Raw genomic sequence first — 19,242 nt, forward strand, 5'->3', positions numbered from 1 at the left:
CCTTTGCCACCCTCCGCCTTTTCCGCCTGAAATTTCCTATCCCCGTTGATTCGGCCGCGGCATTGGGCGACCCTACGCGCAATGGTGGATCACAAGTCTCGAAAAACGTTCTTTCTCCAATCGATGGTAGCGTGCAGCGCCGCGTTGCTCGTATCGCTTGGGGCCTGCGCGTCAGAATCCGAATCGGTGTTGACCGAGCCTAGCGAGCAAAAGCTTGTCGTCTCGCCGACGCTGCTATTTGAGGCAAACTGGTTTACAGGAAACTTCTTCGTTAGTTTTCTTGACGTCAACCCTACTGTCACTTGCCCCGCGCCGATAAGTGCCTTTGAAGGTAGCTCGACGTGGAGCGATCCGACCACCGGCGCGCTGCGCTACTACACCAATGGCATTAGCTTGCGAAATGCCGCGGGCACCGAGCTCGCCGCCAACCTTGGAGGCAATTCGACCGCAACCGAGACCGCCGTTTTTGTCCCCGTGCCCGGAGCGCCGGATCGTCTTTTTGTGTTTTCCAACAACACGACAAGTGTCTTCGTTTCTACGTTGGACACTTCGAACGACACGGTGATCAGCGCGCCCGCACAGGTGGCCACCAACACCGGTGAGGCGATTGGCGGCGTAGCCGACGATGCCAATGGCTTGTGGCTTGTGCTCTTTAACGGCAATTTCCTCGATGCGAGGCACATCGTCGACGGCACGGTTATCGGCGTTTTGCCGGTGCAGAGCGCGCTGCCTGTAAATGTCGCGCCGAGTAGTCGCGGCACGATTCGCTTTTCCCGTGCCGGAGATAAGATCGCCATCGCAACCGAGTCTCCTGCTGGCTCATGGTGGGCGGACTTTGACAAGGTCACCGGGACGGTAGCCTCGCCGTGGCGGCAAGTTCACACCGCCCGAGGTTACTCGCTTGATTTTTCACCCAACGGTAACATGCTATATGTCCCATTTTCATCGACTAACGGACCGGCGTGGAACGCCGATCGCATTCGGCAACACGATTTAATTAACAATACCAACGTAGACCTGGTGTTTAGTGCATCGGGTATTGCCCTGGGGCCAGATGATCGCATCTATTTTGCGCCGTATAACGCAGCATCATTGGGTGTGATTGCTGATCCGAATGTCGGTGGCGGCGCGAACTCAGTGCAAGCCGGTGTTTCGCTGGGGGCGTGTCGTGCCGGTTACAACCTGTCCAAAACACTATTCTTAGAGTCGATCCTTACTCCCCCTCCTCCAGCGCCGACCATTGTGACGCCGACCGAAGGCAGCCTGACTAACGACAACACGCCAAACATCACCGGCACGTGCGAGACAGGCGCGACGGTGACCATTCGCGAGGGCGCGACGACGCTGTGCACGGCGGTGTGCGCGGCCTCGGCGTACTCGTGTACGTCGAGCGCGCTGACGGATGGGCTGCATAGCATCACGGCGACGCAGGTGACTGGCGGTGGCTCGAGTCCGGCGTCGGCGGTGCGTAACTTCACGGTAGATACGGAGGCCAACGCGCCGACGATTACGACGCCGACCGAAGGCAGCGTGACCAGCGACAACACGCCGAGCGTTACCGGCACGTGCGAGACGGACGCGACGGTGACCATTCGCGAGGGCGCAACCACGCTGTGCACGGCGGTGTGCGCGGCGTCGGCGTACACGTGCACGTCGATCGCGCTGGCGGATGGTGAGCACGAGATCACGGCGACGCAGGTAGACCTCGCGGGCAATACCAGCGTGGCGTCGCCGGTGCGCAATTTTACGGTGGATACGGTGGCCAATGCGCCGACGATTACGACCCCGATCGAATTTAGCGTGACCAACGACAACACGCCGAACATCACCGGCACGTGCGAGACGGACGCGACGGTGACCATTCGCGAGGGCGCAACCACGCTGTGCACGGCGGTGTGCGCGGCGTCGGCGTACACGTGCACGTCGATCGCGCTGGCGGATGGTGAGCACGAGATCACGGCGACGCAGGTAGACCTTGCGGGCAATACCAGCCTCTCGTCGGCAATCCGTAAATTTACGGTGGATACGGTGGCCAATGCGCCGACGATTACGACGCCGACCGAAGGCAGCGTGACCAACGACAACACGCCAAACGTCAGCGGCGTGTGCGAAACCGGCGCGACGGTGACCATTCGCGAAGGCGCGACGACGCTGTGCACGGCGACGTGTGCGGCGTCGGCGTATACGTGTACGTCGAGCGCGCTGGCGGATGGTGAGCACGAGATCACGGCGACGCAGGTGGACCTCGCGGGCAATACCAGCCTCTCGTCGGCAATCCGTAAATTTACGGTGGATACGGTGGCCAACGCGCCGACGATTGTGACGCCGACCGAAGGCAGCGTGACCAGCGACAACACGCCGAACATCAACGGCACGTGTGAGACGGGCGCGACGGTGACCATTCGCGAGGGCGCGACGACGCTGTGCACGGCGACGTGCGCGGCCTCGGCGTACACGTGTACGTCGAGCGCGCTGACGGATGGCTTGCATAGCATCACGGCGACGCAGGTGGATCTGGCGGGCAACACCAGCGCGGCCTCGCCGGTGCGCAATTTCACGGTCAACACGGCGGCGCCATCGGCGCCGACGATCGAGCTGCCCGCCGACGGCAGCAGCGGGGTGGATGCAACGCCCACCGTCTCGGGCACCTGTCAAACCGGCACGCTGGTGACGGTGAGCGAAGGCGCGCAGGTGTTGTGCACGGCGAGCTGCATCGCGGAGGCGTATGCCTGCGAGGCCAGCGAGCTGGCAGTGGGCGCCCATACGCTCACGGCGATTCAAACCGATGACCTAAACCAAGACAGCCCGGCGTCGGCGCCGGTCGACTACACGGTGGTGGCTGATAGCGACGAAGACGGCTTATCCGACGAGGAGGAGACCGAGGCGGGCACGGATCCAAACGATGCCGACTCCGATGACGATGGCGTGATCGACGGCGACGAGCCTGCGTGGAACGTCGACAGCGATGGCGACGGGCTCATGAATGCGCTGGACGCCGACAGCGACAACGACGGCCTGTTCGACGGCACCGAGCTTGGCCTGGGCTGCGGCCTGCCGGCGACGGATCCAGTGACGGGGGCGTGCATCGCCGATGCGGACGCCGGCGCGACGACCACCAATCCGCTGGATGCCGACACCGACGATGGCGGGGTGAGCGATGGCGCGGAAGACGCCAACCACGACGGCGCGATTGACCTGGGCGAGACCGATCCAAACGTCGGCGCGGATGACGTGGGCATCGTGGACACGGATGGCGATGGGCTGTCCGATGCGGAAGAAGACTTCTTGGGCACGGATCCGCTCGATCGGGATAGCGATGACGACGGCACGCCTGATGGCCAAGAGGCCAATCCCGGGCAAGACAGCGATGGCGACGGGCTGATCAACGGCCTTGATCCGGACAGCGACAACGACGGCTTGGCTGACGGCACCGAGCAGGGGCTGGGCTGCGATGATCCAGACACCGACGCGGCGGCGGGGCAATGCGTCGCCGATGTCGACCCCGCCACCACCACGTCGCCGCTTAACCCGGACACCGACGGCGGCGGCGTCAGCGACGGCGACGAAGACACCAATGGCGACGGCGCCGTCGACCCTGGCGAGCGCGATCCGAACGCAGGGGCGGACGACGGCGATGAGCCCGTGGTTGATGAAGATCGTGACGGCGACGGCGTAGTCGATGAAGACGACAATTGTCCGGACCTCGCCAATGCCGACCAGGCAAACCAAGACGGCGACGGCGTGGGCGATGCCTGCGACGACGATGCCGATGGCAATGGCTTTGTCGACGACGGCAGGGTCGCTGGCGGCAAGCTCGGCTGCTCGGCGGCCCAGGCCCCAACAGGCCACCTGGTGGGCCTCGTGATCTTCGCGCTCGCCGCGCTGCGCCGCCGCCGCAAGGCCTAAGGCGCACCAGCCGCGAGCCGTCAATGGCGGCGACGTGCCGGCGCACATTGCGCCGTCACGTCGCTCGCGTCGTAACGCGCGGCTCGCGTCATCTTCTAGCCGCGCGTTCTTGCAGCGCTGGATGTGCCGACACGGCGCAGTATAGATACGGCGCTTACATAACGGTAGGTTTTCTGCGCAACAAAGACATGCCAGTTCGTTGCGGATTAAGGTGGATAAATCCAGAATGATTTCACCTATGAGAACAAGCAAGCAATCGTTATGGATGACCGCGGTGATCGCGGCGGGGGTCCTCGCGACCGCGATGCCCGCCGCCTCCGCGCAAGTTGTCGATGAGGCCGCCGATTTTTCGGTGGAGCGATATCGCCTGGCCGCTGACAAGCTAGGCATCCTCACCGCCGAAAGCGCGGATATTCCGTATCGCGGCTACTGGGACGTCAGCGCGTGGTTTGGCTACGCCAACGATCCGCTGGTGCTGTATCGCATCGTCGATGGCGAGCGCGTTCGCCAAGGCTCCCTGGTGAGCGAGCGTTTCGGCGGCGAACTCGGGCTCTCATACGCCGTGCACGCGCGGCTGCAGGCCTTTGCCGCGCTTGGGTTGATTGGCACCACGAATCGATTTGCGTCTAATCCGGCGGTGGTCGGCGAGCTCGATGACATTTCAGGGTTTGGCCTCGGCGATACGCGGCTTGGGCTCAAGGCGCAGCTGCTCAAGGGTGGCCTCAATTTGGCCATCTTGGGCGAAGGCGTCATCGGTACCGGTGGCGGCGAGGCTTATCGCGGGGAGCGCGACTGGGCGTTGTCGCCTGCGTTGCTCGCCTCGTTTGGCGCGGGCCCGCTGCGTTTCTCGCTAAACCTTGGGTACATCATGCGCAAGCAGTCAACCGTGGCTGACTTGGTCGTCGACGACGAGGTGTTTGGGAGGGCGGCGGTGGCCTTGGGCCTGGGACGTGCGCGAGCGCTTGAGTTACAAGCCGGCGTTCAACTTGGCTCGGCCAAAGACGAATTTTTCAGCCGCGTGTCGTCAGATCCTGCCGAAGTCTTGTTCGGCCTTGCCTACAACGTGGGGCGCAAGCAAAGGGCCCAGATTTTTGCCACCGGCGGCGTCGGCCTCAATGAAGGCTATGGCACCCCTGACTGGCGCGCCCTCGGCGGCGTTCGCATCGGCGCCGGGCTTGCGGACGCTCCGGCGAAGGCCAAAGACACCGATGGCGATGGCATCAGCGATCCAAATGACGCCTGTATCAATGACAAGGAAGATGCCGACAAGTTCGAAGACGACGACGGCTGCCCCGAGGCCGACAACGACAAAGACGGCATCTTAGACGGCGACGACAAGTGCCCCAACGAGCCCGAAACGGTCAATCAGGTCGCCGATGAAGACGGTTGCCCTGATGTTGGCGACCGCGATCGCGACGGCCTCGCCGACGATACCGACAAGTGTCCGGACGAAGCCGAAGACTTCGACGGCTTCGAAGATGAAAACGGCTGTCCCGACCTCGACAACGACAAGGATGGCGTCGCCGACACAGCGGACAAGTGCCCAATGGAGCCAGGTCCCGTCGAAAACAACGGCTGCCCTGATACGGATGGCGATGGCGACGGCGTGGTCGACCGCCTGGATAACTGCCCGAATGAGCCGGGTCCCAAGGAGAATCAGGGCTGTAAGGCTAAGCAGCAGGTGGTCATCACCGACACCGGCCTGCAGATCCTCGATATCGTCTACTTTAAGACCAACAGCGACGTGATCTTAAAGAAGAGCTATCCGCTACTCAACAACGTTGCGGCGGTCATCAACGCGCAAACGCGCATCGCCAAGATTCGCGTTGAAGGCCATACTGACAGCCAAGGCGACGATGAGAGCAACCTCGATCTGTCGCAGCGGCGGGCCGATTCGGTGAAGGCGTACCTCATCCAAAAAGGCGTCGCGGCCGAGCGGCTGCAAGGCCAAGGCTTTGGCGAAACCATGCCGGTCGACTCCAACGACACCAAGGCCGGTCGCGCCAAGAACCGCCGCGTCGAGTTCAAGATCGTCAACTAGCCGGTGGCCGGTCGCTGGTGGCGTCGCGGGTAACCGCGGGCGTCAGCCAGCGGCCAACGCGCGCGCGATCCAGCCTTTCAGGCGGGCGTGATCTTGCGGCGGGCATTCGACGATGCGCACGCCAAAACCACAGGCATCGGGGCCCGCGCTCGCTGGGCTTGAGTCTTCGGCGACAATGCGCACGACCTCGGCGCGACACGACACGGATTCGTGATCGTCGTAGAGCTCGACGTCGAGCAGCGTGCCGATGCGGAAGGGATACATCTTGACCACGCGCGTCGCCAAAAACAGGCCCGCGGTGGACATGTCGCGGGTGCGAAAAACGAACTCCTTGGCGTCGCCGCGCGCCATGACGCGGACGAAGGCCGACACCGCTACGCGCTCGGCGGCGCGTTGTTGGGTAGGGCCGGGGGCCGACATCTCCTCATGCTAGCAGAAGCCGCGCGGTGGCCATAGGGCCTTAGATCGGCCGCGGCTTATCTGCCGCGGGCAAGACGGGCAAGAAAGGTGACACGCCCATGTGGCCGTGGTACCAAGACGGTTGCGCCATGGACGTTAGGTGCGATCAATGTCAGACGGTCTACGAGCTAGACGACACGCGGCTTAAGCCGGGTGGCGTCACCGTCAAGTGCACCCAATGTCAATATCAGTGCTCTGAAGGCTTTAAATCACCCGCACCCCGGCATCTGGCACCTTGCCTGCCCCGCGCGGCCTTTGCCACCCTCCGCCTTTTCCGCCTGAAATTTCCTATCCCCTCAAGCCTGGTGCCGCGCGATGCCTCCGCCTTCGTGCCGGATCTCTGGCTGCGCTTGGGCAAGGCCAACATGTCGCTGGAGATGGAAGGCGCCGCGGTGCTCGGCGCGATTGACACGCTGTCGGACCAAGGCATTTCGAACGCGGTGGACATCGTGCAACTCGGCGCGGTGGTTCGCTTTGGCGCCCACTGGCTGGAGGAACGCCTCAAGTTTGGCTTTGAAACCGGCTACGCCAGCGGCGACAGCGCCGATAGCCCCGTGCCGGGCAATGTCCACATCAGCACCGTGCCCAAGCTGCCCGCCCCTGGCGACAGCAAGTACTCGCTGTTTGCCTTTGACCGCGACTATCACGTCGACATGATCTACTTTCGGCAAATCGCCGGCGCCGTGCACAACGCCGTTTACCTGCGCCCCTCGCTGTCGTTCGACTTTGCCAAGGCCTTCCGCATCAGCGCGGTGAACATCACCAGCTTTGCCGCGCGCCCAGTCGCCACCCCGGGCAATGCCTCGGCGCTCGGCACCGAGTTCGACCTCGGCCTGAGCTTTGAAGGCGAAGCCATCTCGCTGGGCCTGGGCTATGGCCTCTTCATTCCGTTCGCGGGCCTTGACCACCGCGCCGGCGACGCCACCAACGACGGCTTTGGCTTTTCGACGCTCAATACCGGCGACGCGGGCAACGCGCAGAGCTTTCAGTTCCGCGCCGCGCTGAAGTTCTAGCGGGCCGTCAAGACGCGGTTTACGCGCGGCAGGTGGCGTTCAAATATCGCGAGCGACTCGCGCGTTGGTCGGGCGAGGCCCAAGCTAACGTCGGTCAGCTGGGCGGAGAGCCGCTTGAAGTCGGCGGCCAATGCCTTGTCGTCAGGCGCCGACCTCTGCGCGATGGCCAAGAGATCGACCATTAAGGCTACGTCCGTGATGTTCAACGGATCTAGCGTTGGCATGACGCGCATCACGCGGCTGACATCGCGTTGCGCGCGCCCAACCGCCCCGCCCGCCGACGGCGCATCGCGCACCGCGTGAAGCTTGCGCACTGCGCGATCGATGGCGAAAACCCGCCCTTTGGCAAAGGCGAGGCTGTCACTCGCCTCGCGATGGAACGTCCTGAGCAAGGCGACCGGCGCATTCGGCGTTTCGAGTTCCTCCATGGCGAGGGCAAGTTTGCCGGTCTCGCTGATCGTCGTGCTCTCGAGGTGGGCCAGAAATGCCTTGTCCACCGCGTTGGTGGCAACCACGTCTCTGGGCAGCCCTTGCACCATGCTCAGCAGCGTCAGGCCTTCGGACTGACGCACCGCAACCTTGCTGGCAAGCCGTTTGGAGCGAGCCTTGGCCGTGCCGCGCTTACGGGGTGCCGTGACCCCACCCTCTGGGCGCGCCATTCGGCCAGGAGACCCGCCCCCAATGTTGGAAGGCGACTTCTGCCCCTGTCCTTGCGCGCGATTTTGCGGATGAAATCCGCCGGCTTGTGCGGCCCCGCCGCCAACGATCGGTCCAATCGCCGTTGCCAACACAAGTGCCAGGAGGAAGGGCTTCATCATCGTACCCAGCACCAAATGCAATCGCAGTGCCACGAGTTTTTGAGGCAAGGAGCGCCCCGGGTATAAGGCCCTCCCGCCGCCTTGATGCGTTCTTGATACGTCCAGGCCTGGTCTTGACCCAACGCCAGCACGTGCCGCCCGCAAAGCGGGCTACATCGGTCGCAAGGACGCAAACGGATGAAATTACCTTTCGTTATTGGCTACCTCAGTGTCGCCCTCGCCGCGCGGCCAAGCCTCGCCGCCGCCGACGAAGCGGATGGCACCACGCATCAAGGGTATCTGGAGTTCTACTATCAATGGAACACCGGAGACCCTAGCAATGACCTCTCTAACTGGCGCGGGTTTGACAATCGCCACAACAGCCTTACCGTCGCCAACGCCGCCTTAGCAACCACTTGGAAGCAGGGCCGACTGACTGGCAATCTCGCCCTGCAGGTGGGGCCGACGGCGGCGACCTATTACGCCGCCGAGCCCGCCCTTGCCGGAGGCGGCGGCGCCAACGCAACTGGACCCGAGCTCTGGCGACATATCCAACAGGCCAATGTCGCCTACAAAGTGCCTTCGCATCCTGACCTCGACGTAGCCGCAGGCATATTCCTCTCCCCGATTGGGCCAGAGAGCATCATTATCCACGACAACTGGAACTGGTCTCGCTCGAATCTCTTTTTTGGCCTGCCCTTCTATCATGCCGGCGCGCGTGAGCATCGCCCTAAGCGATCAATGGGGCATCAACGTCGCGGGCTACAATGGCTACAACAATGTTGTCGACAACAACGACGCCAAGACAATTGCCTTGGGGGTGACCCACAAACAAACCGACAAACTGACGGCGGCGATCTTGTATGTTGGGGGCGTAGAGCGCGCAGATGGTGCCCCGGAAGGGGCGCCCTGGCGTCACCTCCTTGATGCCCACGCCACCTGGCACATCACGCCAACGCTCTCGGTGTTGGCCCACGTAAATGGCGGCTTCGAGCGCAATCATTTTGGCATAAGCAAATGGCTCGCGGGCGCCGCTTACGCACGCTACCAAGTGGCTTCCTCATTGGCACTCGCCATGCGCGGCGACGTGTTTCGAGAAGACACCGCCGTCAATGCCGACGGCGCCGCGAGCGCCCCAATATCAGTGCTCTGAAGGCTTTAAATCACCCGCACCCCGGCATCTGGCACCTTGCCTGCCCCGCGCGGCCTTTGCCACCCTCCGCCTTTTCCGCCTGAAATTTCCTATCCCCTTTTTTGGAGAATCTCCACGGCGTCTTCCAAGATCGCCTTGCCCACGGCCATGTCGGCGATGGCGCGCTTAAGCTGCTGATTTTCGCGGCGCACTTTTTCGAGCTCCGCGAAGAGGTCGACGGGCGGGTCAATGAGTCGGAGTGCTTTGGCCATAAGCTCTCGCCGCCAAAGATACAACGTCCCTACCGCCACCCGGTGCTTGCGCGCCACCAGCGCTAGCGGCACGCCGCCGGCCGTGTGCTCCAGCAACATCTGCCAGCGGGCCGCGGGGCTAAACCTGGTTTTTCTATGATTTCCTACGCTTGTCTGTGTCTCGGTCTGCATGTGTCATCTCCTTGGGGGAGTGACAACTTCAAATGGGGGTTACGAACACGAGAGTGACCCTAGTGTTGTTCGGCGGTCTTGGACTACCATTTTCATCCCGGCATGAAACAGTTCGAAGTATCTACAATTTACTCTAACCGAATATCGGTTGACCCACTTTTTCTTAAGGAAGGGATCCAGTACGCAATAAATCACGACCTCGACTGGATCTATATTTGCCCGCTCAATTCGTATTCCGAATACGGCTTCGATAGCCCCAAGGGCCTCGACACCTTCCGCTTAAACACCGAAGAATTGCGGGGCTGCGCAGCAACAAAAGAGCTTCAAATTTCAGAACACGTCAAAATTGAGACGGACAAAATAGAAGATATATACACAATTCCAAATCTAAGGCGATTTTCGTTTCAAGACAAAAGCTTTAAAATGGACTTCTCGAAAATGACGCAGTTAGAAGCGCTGCATTTCAAATATAACGACAACGTAAAGAACATAGGCGCGCTCATCAACCTAGAAGACCTTCTTGTGCATTCTTTCAGCCATCCAAACTGTGACCGGCTCTCCGAACTCAATGCCTTGAAAAGGCTACGACTGACGGGAGGGGCTTTCACTTCCTTAACCGGGGTTGCAAGCTTGAAAAACTTAAGCGCGTCGATGTGACACATGGCTCAAAACTGATAGATGCATCCGCTTTGTCGGAGTTACCAAGGCTCAGCCAATTGCACCTTGAGAAATGCAAAGCGCTTTCCGATTTGTCGTTTCTAACCAACAACGAATGCATCCGCGAACTTTTGGTCGACGTCCTAGATTCGCTAGAATTCGCGCCGACGATGCGACAACTCAAATCGATCAATTTCCGGGACTGCAAAGATGGGAACATGCACCCGCTGCTGGCGGCCAAGAGCTTGGAACAAATAAATTTCCATCCCAACAAAAAACACTACACCCACAGCATCGAAGAAATTACCAAGGCAACCGGCACTCGCAGGGGGAGAAACAGTTAGGCCATCGTGCCGTCTTAACGCGCGCGTTTGCACAGGCGATTAAAGTGGACCCCATCGGTTGGACAAAAAACTGGTCAAACTAAGGTTGGGGTTCCTGGCTGGTTTTGTTCTGTGTCTTTGTAGTTGAAGTAAAAGTCAATATCAGTGCTCTGAAGGCTTTAAATCACCCGCACCCCGGCATCTGGCACCTTGCCTGCCCCGCGCGGCCTTTGCCACCCTCCGCCTTTTCCGCCTGAAATTTCCTATCCCCTGTACAAGGAAAAGGCTACTTAAGCGGCGCGCTTAGCACGCCTCAAGTTGCACGCAGCAAGCGGCAATTGCTATAGGCGATAGGTGCGGCGCGCATGGATGTTGGTATTGGTGGCAGCGGCGATCGCCGCGGGGTGGCTCGGATACCAGCGTTTGCGCGGCGCGCCCGACACGGCGCCATCAGTCGTGCGGACAGGCTCTGCGCGAGGTGACGCACGTATTCGCTTAGGAGAAGTGCCCCCTGCGCTTCCTAGTGGCCCTACCGAAACGGCAAGCATGGACTACGACGCGCGCCGCACCGTGTGCATGGCGTCGTGCGCCGAGCCAAAGACATATGTAGGCTGCATCACCCGCTGCGGCGCCACACCAAACTTGCAACCAGGCGGCCAACTCGCCGCCATAGCAGGGGCGCAGCCTGGGGCATTGGGCGATGCGCTTGCCAAGTTTTGGCAGACCGGCGAGCTAAGCGATGACCTCAAGGCGGCAAGTGACCCCAGCGGCATGTTCAAGCTGCGCTATTTCAGGGTATCTCATGCCGATGGTGACGAGCTGTTGCGCACCTGGGGCGAGCCTCACGAAACCATCGCGGACGCCATGCATGTTTGGCGAGACCCGGCAGCTAAGACCATGGTGGCAATGGGCATGTCGCCCAACCGCGTGACGCTGGTGCCCACGCCCTACCAAACATTCGCCGACATTTTGGGGCTGCAGGGCGAGCTGCTAGGCCTGGAATCGTATGATTGGCTCAGCGAAGCGACATCCCCGACCGCGCCACACGTTGCCGGCGCGACGAGGCTACCTGGAGACAATCCAACCTACTTGCTGCCTTTCACCACCGAGCGAGCTAACCCCATCATGTTGTCCATCCTCATGACTGGCGGCAAGGCATCTGCCATCCACCTCAATTTTTAAACCCGAACGATGGCGCGTCCGAAATTGAGTTGCGCGAAGTGGTGGCCCAGGCGCTCGCGTCCAAGGCGCGCGCCAACCGCTTTGTGCTGTCAGCCGACGGCAACGAGATTCAAACGCCATCGCGCATGTACTCGCTCTCCGTCGTCCAAGGATCCGTTTGGCTCGTGGTGGCTAAGCGCCAATATCAGTGATCTGAAGGGTGATCTGAAGGCTCTACATCACCCGTGTCCCGGCATCTGGCACCTTGCCAGCCCCGCTCGGCCTTTGCCACCCTCCGCAATTTCCGCCTAAAATTTCCTATCACCCGCTTGAGAGGCAGTCATGCGCCTCGGCATGGGCCTAAGGCATGTCTCGTTCGAGCGCGATACGGAGCGTGGGGGCTGGCACAAAATCGAGGCCGCGCTCGCCCCCTTCCTTTATGTGCAGGCCCTAAGCGACCCATTTTGAGGGGTCAGCTGCAAGAAACGTCTCGAGGTCAAGCCCTCCATCGCTGTCAAGCGCCAACAGAAGTTGACCCTATCGCGCCACTAATCTTGACCCACCCCCTTGGTTAGATTGGATTGGTGGTCGCCCAGGAGGCCGGCCCGTTTTTTCTGACGCAGCCGATAGCTGTCGCCGCGGATGATCAAGGCGTGGCTGTGGTGGAGCACGCGGTCAAGTACGGCGGTGGCAATGGTATCGTCGCCGAAGACGGCGCCCCAGTGGCTGATGGGTTGGTTGGTGGTGATGAGTAGGCTGCCTTTTTCGTACCTCCTGGAAACGAGCTGGAAGAAGAGATGCGCGGTGTGTTTTTCAAGCGGCAAGTAGCCAAGCTCGTCGATGACCAACAGCTTGGGCTTGGCGTAGAAGGCGATTTGCTCGGCGAGCTTGGCGTCGCTGTGGGCCCGGGCGAGGCTGGCGAGCAGCGCGGTGGCCGTGACAAACAAGACCGAGTGCCCCGCCTCGACGCAAGCGCGGCCGAGGGCGATGCCGAGATGCGTCTTGCCGACGCCCGGTGGCCCAAAGAGCAAGACATTCTCGGCGCTCGCGACAAAGCGCCCCGTCGCCAGCTCGCGGACGAGCTTGGCGTCGACCGACGGTTGGAATTTGAAGTCGAAGTCCGCGAGCGTCTTGACCGTCGGAAAGTGAGCGATCTGAATGCCCATGGTGACACGCTTCTTTGCTTGGCCTCGGTCTCTTCGGTGAGCAGCTGATCGAGAAACGCGAGATACGTCGGCTCGCTGCGCCGCCGCGGCCAAGATGGCGTCCAGGCGTTGCGCAATCGCGCCAAGCCGAAGCGTTTGCAGGCGCGCCGCGACGCGCGCATGCACGAGGTCACTCATGGCGCGCCTCCAATCGCGGCCGCATAAATATCGAGGCTGCGGCCTATCGGTGACACGTGGGGCGCGTCAGCGTAGTGATGCTGCGTGCGAAACAGGCCCGCAAAATGCGCGGGCTGGGTGTGGCGCGCGTACGGCTCGAGGCCGCGCGGATGCCGCGCAATCTCATGGGAGCCCTCAAAAATCGCAACCTCGTCATCGCCGACTAGGACCTCGACCGTGCGCTTGACGAAGGCATGCGGCACGCTATAGCGAATCGTATCCACATCGACGAAGCAGTCATTGGCGACGCGACGCTCAAGGCGCCGCTGACGGATTGGCAGTGCGCGTGGCAAGGGCCGCAGCGCCGCGGCCTCCACCTCCGCGAAGCGATCTGCTGGCCGCGCCCTCGTGGTGCCATGGATGCGCTGATCCGCGAGCGCCATCCACTGCACCAGATGTGCCTGCAGCGCGCCAAACGACGCGAAGCTCTGGCCCGCGAGGCCATTGCGCTTGACGTAGCCAACCCCTGACTCGGTCTTGCCCTTGGTGCGCGCGCGATACGGCTTGCACACGCTGACGGCGACGCCAAAATCACGACAGAAGCTCGCAAACGCCGGGTGGACTTGCACGCCGCCGTCCGCACCGGGCCGCCGCAGCACGAGCGCGCCGGCGCGATCAATCAAGATGCTTTGGGTGACGCCGCCAAACGCCGTAAACGCCCCCGCGAGCCCTTCGCGCCAATCATCTTGGCGCTGCGCGAGGGAGGCTCGGACAAAAATTCGGCGCGAGTAGCCCAGCACCGCGACAAATAAATGGACGCGCGTGCGCTGGCCGCCGATCAAGACGGTCTTCTCACCGAAGTCAATTTGCAACTGCGCACCGGGCGCCGTCTCAAACCGCACCGTCGCCAGCGCCGCTGCGGCCTGCGCTTGGCGGTGGGGCGCCAAGCGGCGCTGCAGCGTCCGCAATGACACCAGTGTGCCCGCCTCCGCCATCAGCCGCTGCACCACCACCGTATTGCCGGCGGCCTCCGCGCGCAAAAGCGCCGTCGCCTGCGCCAAGGCTTCGTCGTCGAGCTTGCGCGCACGCGGGCGCCTTTGCACCGCGGCACCGTCGCCGCCGCGCAGGTAGCGCTTGACGCTGTTTTTGGCCACGCCGACCTCGGCGGCGATGCGCCGGGCGCCCCACTTCAAGGCGGCAAGCGTGCGGATTTGCCTTACTATTTCCGGATCTATCATCGGGATGCTCAGCATCCCGCCGTTTCCATGTGCTTCAACTGTCATGTGCCCTCCGTCATTTGCATGTCGGGAGGGGGTCAGTTTTAGTGGCGCCAATGGGTCAGTTTACGTGGCGCCTGACAATCGCCAACCAGCAACACCCGATCTGGGCCATACATTTGTTCAAAGGTTGCCATGCCCGCGTGGCGACCTGCGCGTGGATGGCCCGATTTTACTTCGATGCCGGTGACTCGCTTGCCGCGTCGCACGACAAAATCAACCTCGGCGTCGCCCTCACGAAAATAGAAGAGTTCGTAGCCTTCGTTGCGAGCGCCGTGCAGCAAATGCGCGCCGACGGCGCTTTCGACGACGCGGCCCCATACGGCAGGATCTCGACGCGCCTCGCGAGGTGTTATCCCGAGAGGCGCCGTAATAAAGGCCGTGTCATGCACGAGCCATTTGGGGCTGCTCGCGCGTTGGCGAACGTTTTGTCCCGCGTATTTCTGAAGCGGCGTGAGCAGCCCGGCCGAGCTAAGCAATTCACCATAGGCGCTGAGGGTCACGGTATTGCCGGCATCTTGTAGCTGTCCCAGCATTTTATTGAAGCTGAGTTCTTGGCTGCTGTACGCGCACCCCAAGTCAAACAAGCGGCGCAACAGGGCAGGCTTGTCAATTCTTGTCATCTGCATCACATCGCGCGAGATGCTGGTTTCGATTAAGGCGTCGCGAACGTAGGCTCGCCAACGCGGCAAGTTCTTGGTAAGCGTGGCGGCACCGGGATAGCCGCCAAAGAATACGTATGCCTCAAGATCAAAGTGAAACGCTTGTTTCATTTCGGCAAATGGCCACTGCTGCATGCCGATGAGTTCAAACCGGCCGGCGAGGCTCTCGTCGAGACCAGCCTGCATAAGTAGCGGCGACGACCCAAGTAGCACGACCTGTATCTTCCGCCGGTGGCGGGTATCTTCGTCCCATAGCGCTTTGACGGTATCGCTCCAGCGAGGCACCTTTTGAATCTCATCGATCGCGAGCACGGCGCCGCCGCGTTTAGGTGCTGCTTGCGCTAAGACACGTGCAAGGTCCCATTGTTGTCGTATCCACGTTGACGACTGAGCCTCAGGCGCGTCAGCGCTGGCGCTATGCCAAGGCAACGCAAGCTCGCCTAACACCTGGCGCAAGAGCGTGCTCTTGCCTACTTGGCGCGGGCCGGCTAGTACCTGGAGAAACTGGCGAGGTCCCAGTAGTCGCTCGCGCAGCACGTTTGCTTGTGGGCGAACATGGTCCATGGATTCAATTTAACTCATTAAAATTAGTAAAAATACTAATAATACTGAGTAAAAATACTCATCATGATGAGCAAAATTAGATTACTGTAAATATTTCCAATAAAAGCAATGAGTTACCATTTTCAGTGATCTGAAGGCTTCAAATCACCCCTGATCCTGCAACTTGGCCCCCCGCAAGCCTTTGTGATCCCATGCCGATCGACAGTCCGATCGCGACGGAAATGAACCGCCGTTAACACGCTTCTTGGCGCGCGCACCGACTATTCCTGTACTGGCGGCTTTTTGCGCGGCAACGCGGGCTCGCCCATTTCGGTGAGGTGTTCGCGCAGCAGCTGGTCGGTCGGGCCGTAGTCGACCGCAATGGGCGCGCGGGCGCGGCCAAGCGCGAAGCCGAGGATCTCATTGATGGTTTGCGCAAACGTGCGGCCGCTGGCGACCGCGCACTGAATGAACGCGCTGCCGTCAGACAAATCGGGGTTTGGATTTACCTCGAGCACGTACGGTGCGCCGGAGGCATCGAGCCGCATATCGATGCGCGCATAGTCGCGGCAGCCCATGACAAAATACGCATGACGGGCGACCTCGGCGACGCGCGCCGCCACCGCGGGGTCAACGCCCACTGCCGGACACTTGCCGTCCATGGCGTAGAAATCCTTGCTGTGCGGATCCCACTTGGCGCGAAAGGTGATGATCTTCGGCATCGCCTTGCCCTGCTCATCGACGCGGTCGGAAAATTCCATCTCAAAGAGCGGCAGGGCCTCGGCGGGGTCGTTGCCCAAAATGGCGCAATGCAGCTCGCGGCCGTCGATGTACTCCTCGACCAAGATCGGCATCTCGTAGTCGGCGAGCATCTGGCCCACCTTGCCCGCGAGCAGCGCGGGGTCGTAGATCACCGAGTCGGTGTCGATGCCGCCCGAGGCGTCTTCCATCGACGGCTTGACGATCACCGGAAAACGCAGGCCGTGGTCGGTGGGGACAACGTGGTGGCCGCGCCGGCCGCTGACGACAAACGATTTGGCGGTGGGCACGCCGGCATCGCGCAAGATGGCCTTGGTGCGATGCTTGCGCTGACACGACATCAGCGCGGCCGGGCGGCTGCCGGTGTATTGCAGCTCGAGCATTTCGTAGACGCCGGCGATGTGTGCCTCGTGGCCGGCATCTTCGCCAAAAAATTCGACGAGGTTGAAGATAATCTCCGGCTGCGCCGCCTCGATCGCGCGCAGCATGGCACCGAGGTCGTCGCGAATATTCACGACCGTAAGCTCGTGCCCCGCGCTGCGCACCGCCTCCACCAAGGTGGTCATTTCTTCGGCAACGGTGCCAACATCCGGCACCTGCTTGGAGGCGTCCCACGCCAGCGTCTTGGGGCCCTGCTCCCGCCACTGCTCATAGACGTCCTCTTCCACCTGATTCCACAGGAGTAAGATGCGACCTGGTTCCACCGTGCGTTGCGTCACCGACCGCTGTTTGTAGCAGAAAGCGCGGCACGTGTCGAGCGCGCGGCCCCTCAGCGGCGTCGACGCGCTAAACGCTGCGGCCACCAGCTAGGCGTCGACGCAATACGCGTACGTCAGCGTGTTGCACTCACAGCCCGAGGCATTGCAGGTGCAATCGCTGCCTTCATAGACGGCTTCGCATGCCGACGCGGTCTGGCACGTAGCCTCATCGAGCGCGCCGCAAGCTGGCGATTCACACGCATTGAGCGGAATGCAGTAGCCCGTCCAGCAACCATTGGCGATGCCTGGCAGCGTGCCAGCCGGACACTCTGGCTGCACCATTTCACACGTGGCCACGCCATAGCAATTGCCCGGCAGCGGCGGCGGTTCGTTCGGCACGCAAGTGCCGTAGCATACCGCGGGGCACACCATGCCATCGTCGCACCCCGGGGGGGGCAGGCATTCGGTATCGGACGTGCAGTCAAAGCCTTCGCCGCAATCGTCGTCGCTGTAGCAACCCACCTCGGCGAGCTCGGCCCGGCATGAAAGAAACGAGTGCTGCGGCGGTGGCATCGCGGGCTCGGTTTTCTGCGAGAAGAGGTCTGAATACACCGGGCTGCAGTCGTCGCGCATGGTGCACGTTTCGGCAATCAACGTGTCGCAGGCCTGCATCGACGACAAATAATTTTCAGCCGTCGCCCAACAGCCCCAAAAGGTGCCTTCGACCGCGTCACCTTCTTCATAAATGTCTTTGACGGCATAGGCCGCCTGGCAGCCACTCGTCGCCGTGCAGGTCGCCTCGTCGAGCGCTTCGCATTGCGAATAACACGCGCCCCAGCCATAGCCAGGAGCGAGCGTGTCATCTTGCGGCGTATCCGCGGTGGTCCCCTGGGGGTACGCTTGGCAATAGTAGTCGCCATCCCAGCCCTGAGATTCGCATTCGCCGGTGTAGGGATTGCGCGTCGGCGCCGCCATGGACGGCACGGCCTCACACTTGCTTTCATCAAAGATGATGCACCCGCCCAGCGAGGCGGCGGCCACGAGCGAGAGGGCAACTAATTTCATCGTGTGTTTGTTCATGGTGATCTCTCCGCGCTACGCGCCGGTGCAGCCCCAGTATTTATAGCCGGTCGGGCAGAACTCGGCCGGCCCGCAGGCTTGATACAGCGGCGCGCAGTCCTCGCGCGAGATGCAAGCAACCTCGCTCGCCACGGCGTCGCAGCTGGGCGGCGGCTCACATGCCGCCAGCGGGATGCAGTAGCCGGTCCAACAACCATCGGCGATACCAGGCAGCGTGCCGTCGGGGCAGTCGCCCGGCGGTCCGTCGCACGACACGTCGCCGTAACAGCTGCCAGGCTCGACGGTAACGGGTACACAAACTGGCTGACAGTCGGGCGGCATGGCTTCGTCTTCAAAGCACGTCTCGCCATTTGAATTGAGCATCTCGCATTGCGTGCCGATGTTGCACAAGACGTTGGCGCACGTCAGCGAAGGCACAGCGCCGTCGGCGGTACAGCCGTTGAATCGCGTCGAGTAAGCGCCCTCGTCTTGCCCGCTTGGCCCGCCAGGCAACACATCCGAGTGATAGTAGTTGGGATTGCAGTCCTCGCGCGTCGCGCAATCCATCGCGCCGAGTTCGCCACAAGCGCCTTCGGCAACGTAATACAAGGTTGTCTCCCAGCAGCCCCAAAAGCTGCCGTCGATATAGGCCGTCTGGCAGGTGTCGCTCGCGTCGCAAGCGGCCTCGTCAAGTTGCTCGCACGCTGTATAGCAAGCCGCCCAGGGCAGCTCTGGCGCCATCAGCGGCATTGGCTCACCGGGCCGCGGGCCCATGTCACAGTCCCATTGATCTCGGGCTTCGCAGATGCCGGTCTCGGGATTGCGTTGCTCAACCTGCGCAATGGCGGGACAGGGCACCGGGCCGTCGGGATCTGGGTCCGGGCACCCCGCCAGCGATAGCGCCAGCATAGGCAGCACGAGACTGGTAAGCACGGGGACGCGACGGCTCAGTTTCATCGTGCTCGCACAATGCAACGAAGAGGCCACCGT

17 protein-coding genes are annotated in these 19,242 nt (G+C 61.8%); 8 read left to right on the forward strand and 9 right to left on the reverse strand.

The genetic code is table 11. The features are described 5' to 3' along the window. Window positions 1-186 precede the first annotated feature (186 nt). On the forward strand, window positions 187-3,906 hold the full coding sequence (locus tag IPL79_09895; GenBank protein ID MBK9071298.1) for a hypothetical protein: 3,720 nt from the start codon (window positions 187-189) through the stop codon (window positions 3,904-3,906). Window positions 3,907-4,144: 238 nt separating this feature from the next. Continuing rightward, window positions 4,145-5,947: an OmpA family protein gene (locus tag IPL79_09900; GenBank protein MBK9071299.1), complete on the forward strand. Its 1,803-nt coding sequence runs from the start codon at window positions 4,145-4,147 to the stop codon at window positions 5,945-5,947. A 42-nt stretch (window positions 5,948-5,989) separates the two neighbouring features. Here the strand turns inward: IPL79_09900 and IPL79_09905 are convergent, their stop codons facing one another. Next, window positions 5,990-6,367, reverse strand: coding sequence for a PilZ domain-containing protein (locus tag IPL79_09905; GenBank protein MBK9071300.1), 378 nt, complete (start codon window positions 6,365-6,367; stop codon window positions 5,990-5,992). 128 nt (window positions 6,368-6,495) lie between these two features. Here IPL79_09905 and IPL79_09910 point away from each other — a divergent pair, with 128 nt between their 5' ends. Beyond that, complete coding sequence (locus IPL79_09910; GenBank protein ID MBK9071301.1) at window positions 6,496-7,419, forward strand: zinc-ribbon domain-containing protein; 924 nt, start codon at window positions 6,496-6,498, stop codon at window positions 7,417-7,419. On the opposite strand, the gene IPL79_09915 is transcribed toward IPL79_09910, so the two are convergent. Then, a complete protein-coding gene (locus IPL79_09915) occupies window positions 7,416-8,078 on the reverse strand; it encodes a hypothetical protein (protein MBK9071302.1) in 663 nt (220 codons plus the stop codon). The two genes, IPL79_09910 and IPL79_09915, sit on opposite strands and share 4 nt — an antisense overlap. 336 nt (window positions 8,079-8,414) lie before the next feature. On the opposite strand from IPL79_09915, the gene IPL79_09920 reads away from it, so the two are divergent. After that, entirely contained in the window at window positions 8,415-9,143 is a 729-nt protein-coding gene (locus IPL79_09920; GenBank protein MBK9071303.1) for an outer membrane beta-barrel protein, read from the forward strand. Window positions 9,144-9,458: 315 nt separating this feature from the next. Here IPL79_09920 and IPL79_09925 read toward each other — a convergent pair whose 3' ends face one another. Further along, window positions 9,459-9,791 (reverse strand): transposase, encoded by a 333-nt coding sequence (locus tag IPL79_09925; protein ID MBK9071304.1) that lies wholly within the window; start codon window positions 9,789-9,791, stop codon window positions 9,459-9,461. Window positions 9,792-9,893: 102 nt separating this feature from the next. Between IPL79_09925 and IPL79_09930 the strand changes: the two genes are divergently transcribed. The 4 genes from IPL79_09930 to IPL79_09945 all read left to right on the forward strand — a co-directional run bounded on the left by IPL79_09930 (window position 9,894) and on the right by IPL79_09945 (window position 12,144). After that, entirely contained in the window at window positions 9,894-10,448 is a 555-nt protein-coding gene (locus tag IPL79_09930; protein ID MBK9071305.1) for a hypothetical protein, read from the forward strand. Next, a complete protein-coding gene (locus IPL79_09935; protein ID MBK9071306.1) occupies window positions 10,445-10,792 on the forward strand; it encodes a hypothetical protein in 348 nt (115 codons plus the stop codon). Before IPL79_09930 ends, IPL79_09935 begins: the two co-directional genes overlap by 4 nt. 525 nt (window positions 10,793-11,317) lie before the next feature. Beyond that, window positions 11,318-11,953 (forward strand): hypothetical protein, encoded by a 636-nt coding sequence (locus IPL79_09940; protein ID MBK9071307.1) that lies wholly within the window; start codon window positions 11,318-11,320, stop codon window positions 11,951-11,953. A gap of 29 nt (window positions 11,954-11,982) precedes the next feature. Then, entirely contained in the window at window positions 11,983-12,144 is a 162-nt protein-coding gene (locus IPL79_09945; protein MBK9071308.1) for a hypothetical protein, read from the forward strand. Window positions 12,145-12,480: 336 nt separating this feature from the next. Here IPL79_09945 and IPL79_09950 read toward each other — a convergent pair whose 3' ends face one another. The 6 genes from IPL79_09950 to IPL79_09975 all read right to left on the reverse strand — a co-directional run bounded on the left by IPL79_09950 (window position 12,481) and on the right by IPL79_09975 (window position 19,209). Beyond that, on the reverse strand, window positions 12,481-13,275 hold the full coding sequence (locus IPL79_09950) for an ATP-binding protein (GenBank protein MBK9071309.1): 795 nt from the start codon (window positions 13,273-13,275) through the stop codon (window positions 12,481-12,483). Then, window positions 13,272-14,492 carry an IS21 family transposase gene (locus IPL79_09955; protein ID MBK9071310.1) on the reverse strand — a complete coding sequence of 407 codons (1,221 nt, stop codon included), beginning with the start codon at window positions 14,490-14,492 and terminating at the stop codon, window positions 13,272-13,274. The genes IPL79_09950 and IPL79_09955 overlap by 4 nt, the downstream gene beginning before the upstream one ends. Window positions 14,493-14,575: 83 nt before the next feature. Then, complete coding sequence (locus tag IPL79_09960; GenBank protein MBK9071311.1) at window positions 14,576-15,757, reverse strand: ATP-binding protein; 1,182 nt, start codon at window positions 15,755-15,757, stop codon at window positions 14,576-14,578. 260 nt (window positions 15,758-16,017) lie between these two features. After that, entirely contained in the window at window positions 16,018-17,214 is a 1,197-nt protein-coding gene (locus IPL79_09965; protein ID MBK9071312.1) for a hypothetical protein, read from the reverse strand. 87 nt (window positions 17,215-17,301) lie between these two features. Then, window positions 17,302-18,273, reverse strand: coding sequence for a hypothetical protein (locus IPL79_09970; protein MBK9071313.1), 972 nt, complete (start codon window positions 18,271-18,273; stop codon window positions 17,302-17,304). A 15-nt stretch (window positions 18,274-18,288) separates the two neighbouring features. Continuing rightward, window positions 18,289-19,209, reverse strand: a complete 921-nt coding sequence (locus IPL79_09975; GenBank protein ID MBK9071314.1) for a hypothetical protein — start codon at window positions 19,207-19,209, stop codon at window positions 18,289-18,291. Between the last annotated feature and the right edge of the window lie 33 nt (window positions 19,210-19,242).

This window comes from Myxococcales bacterium, assembly GCA_016716835.1.
Classification (GTDB): domain Bacteria; phylum Myxococcota_A; class Polyangia; order Haliangiales; family Haliangiaceae; genus JADJUW01.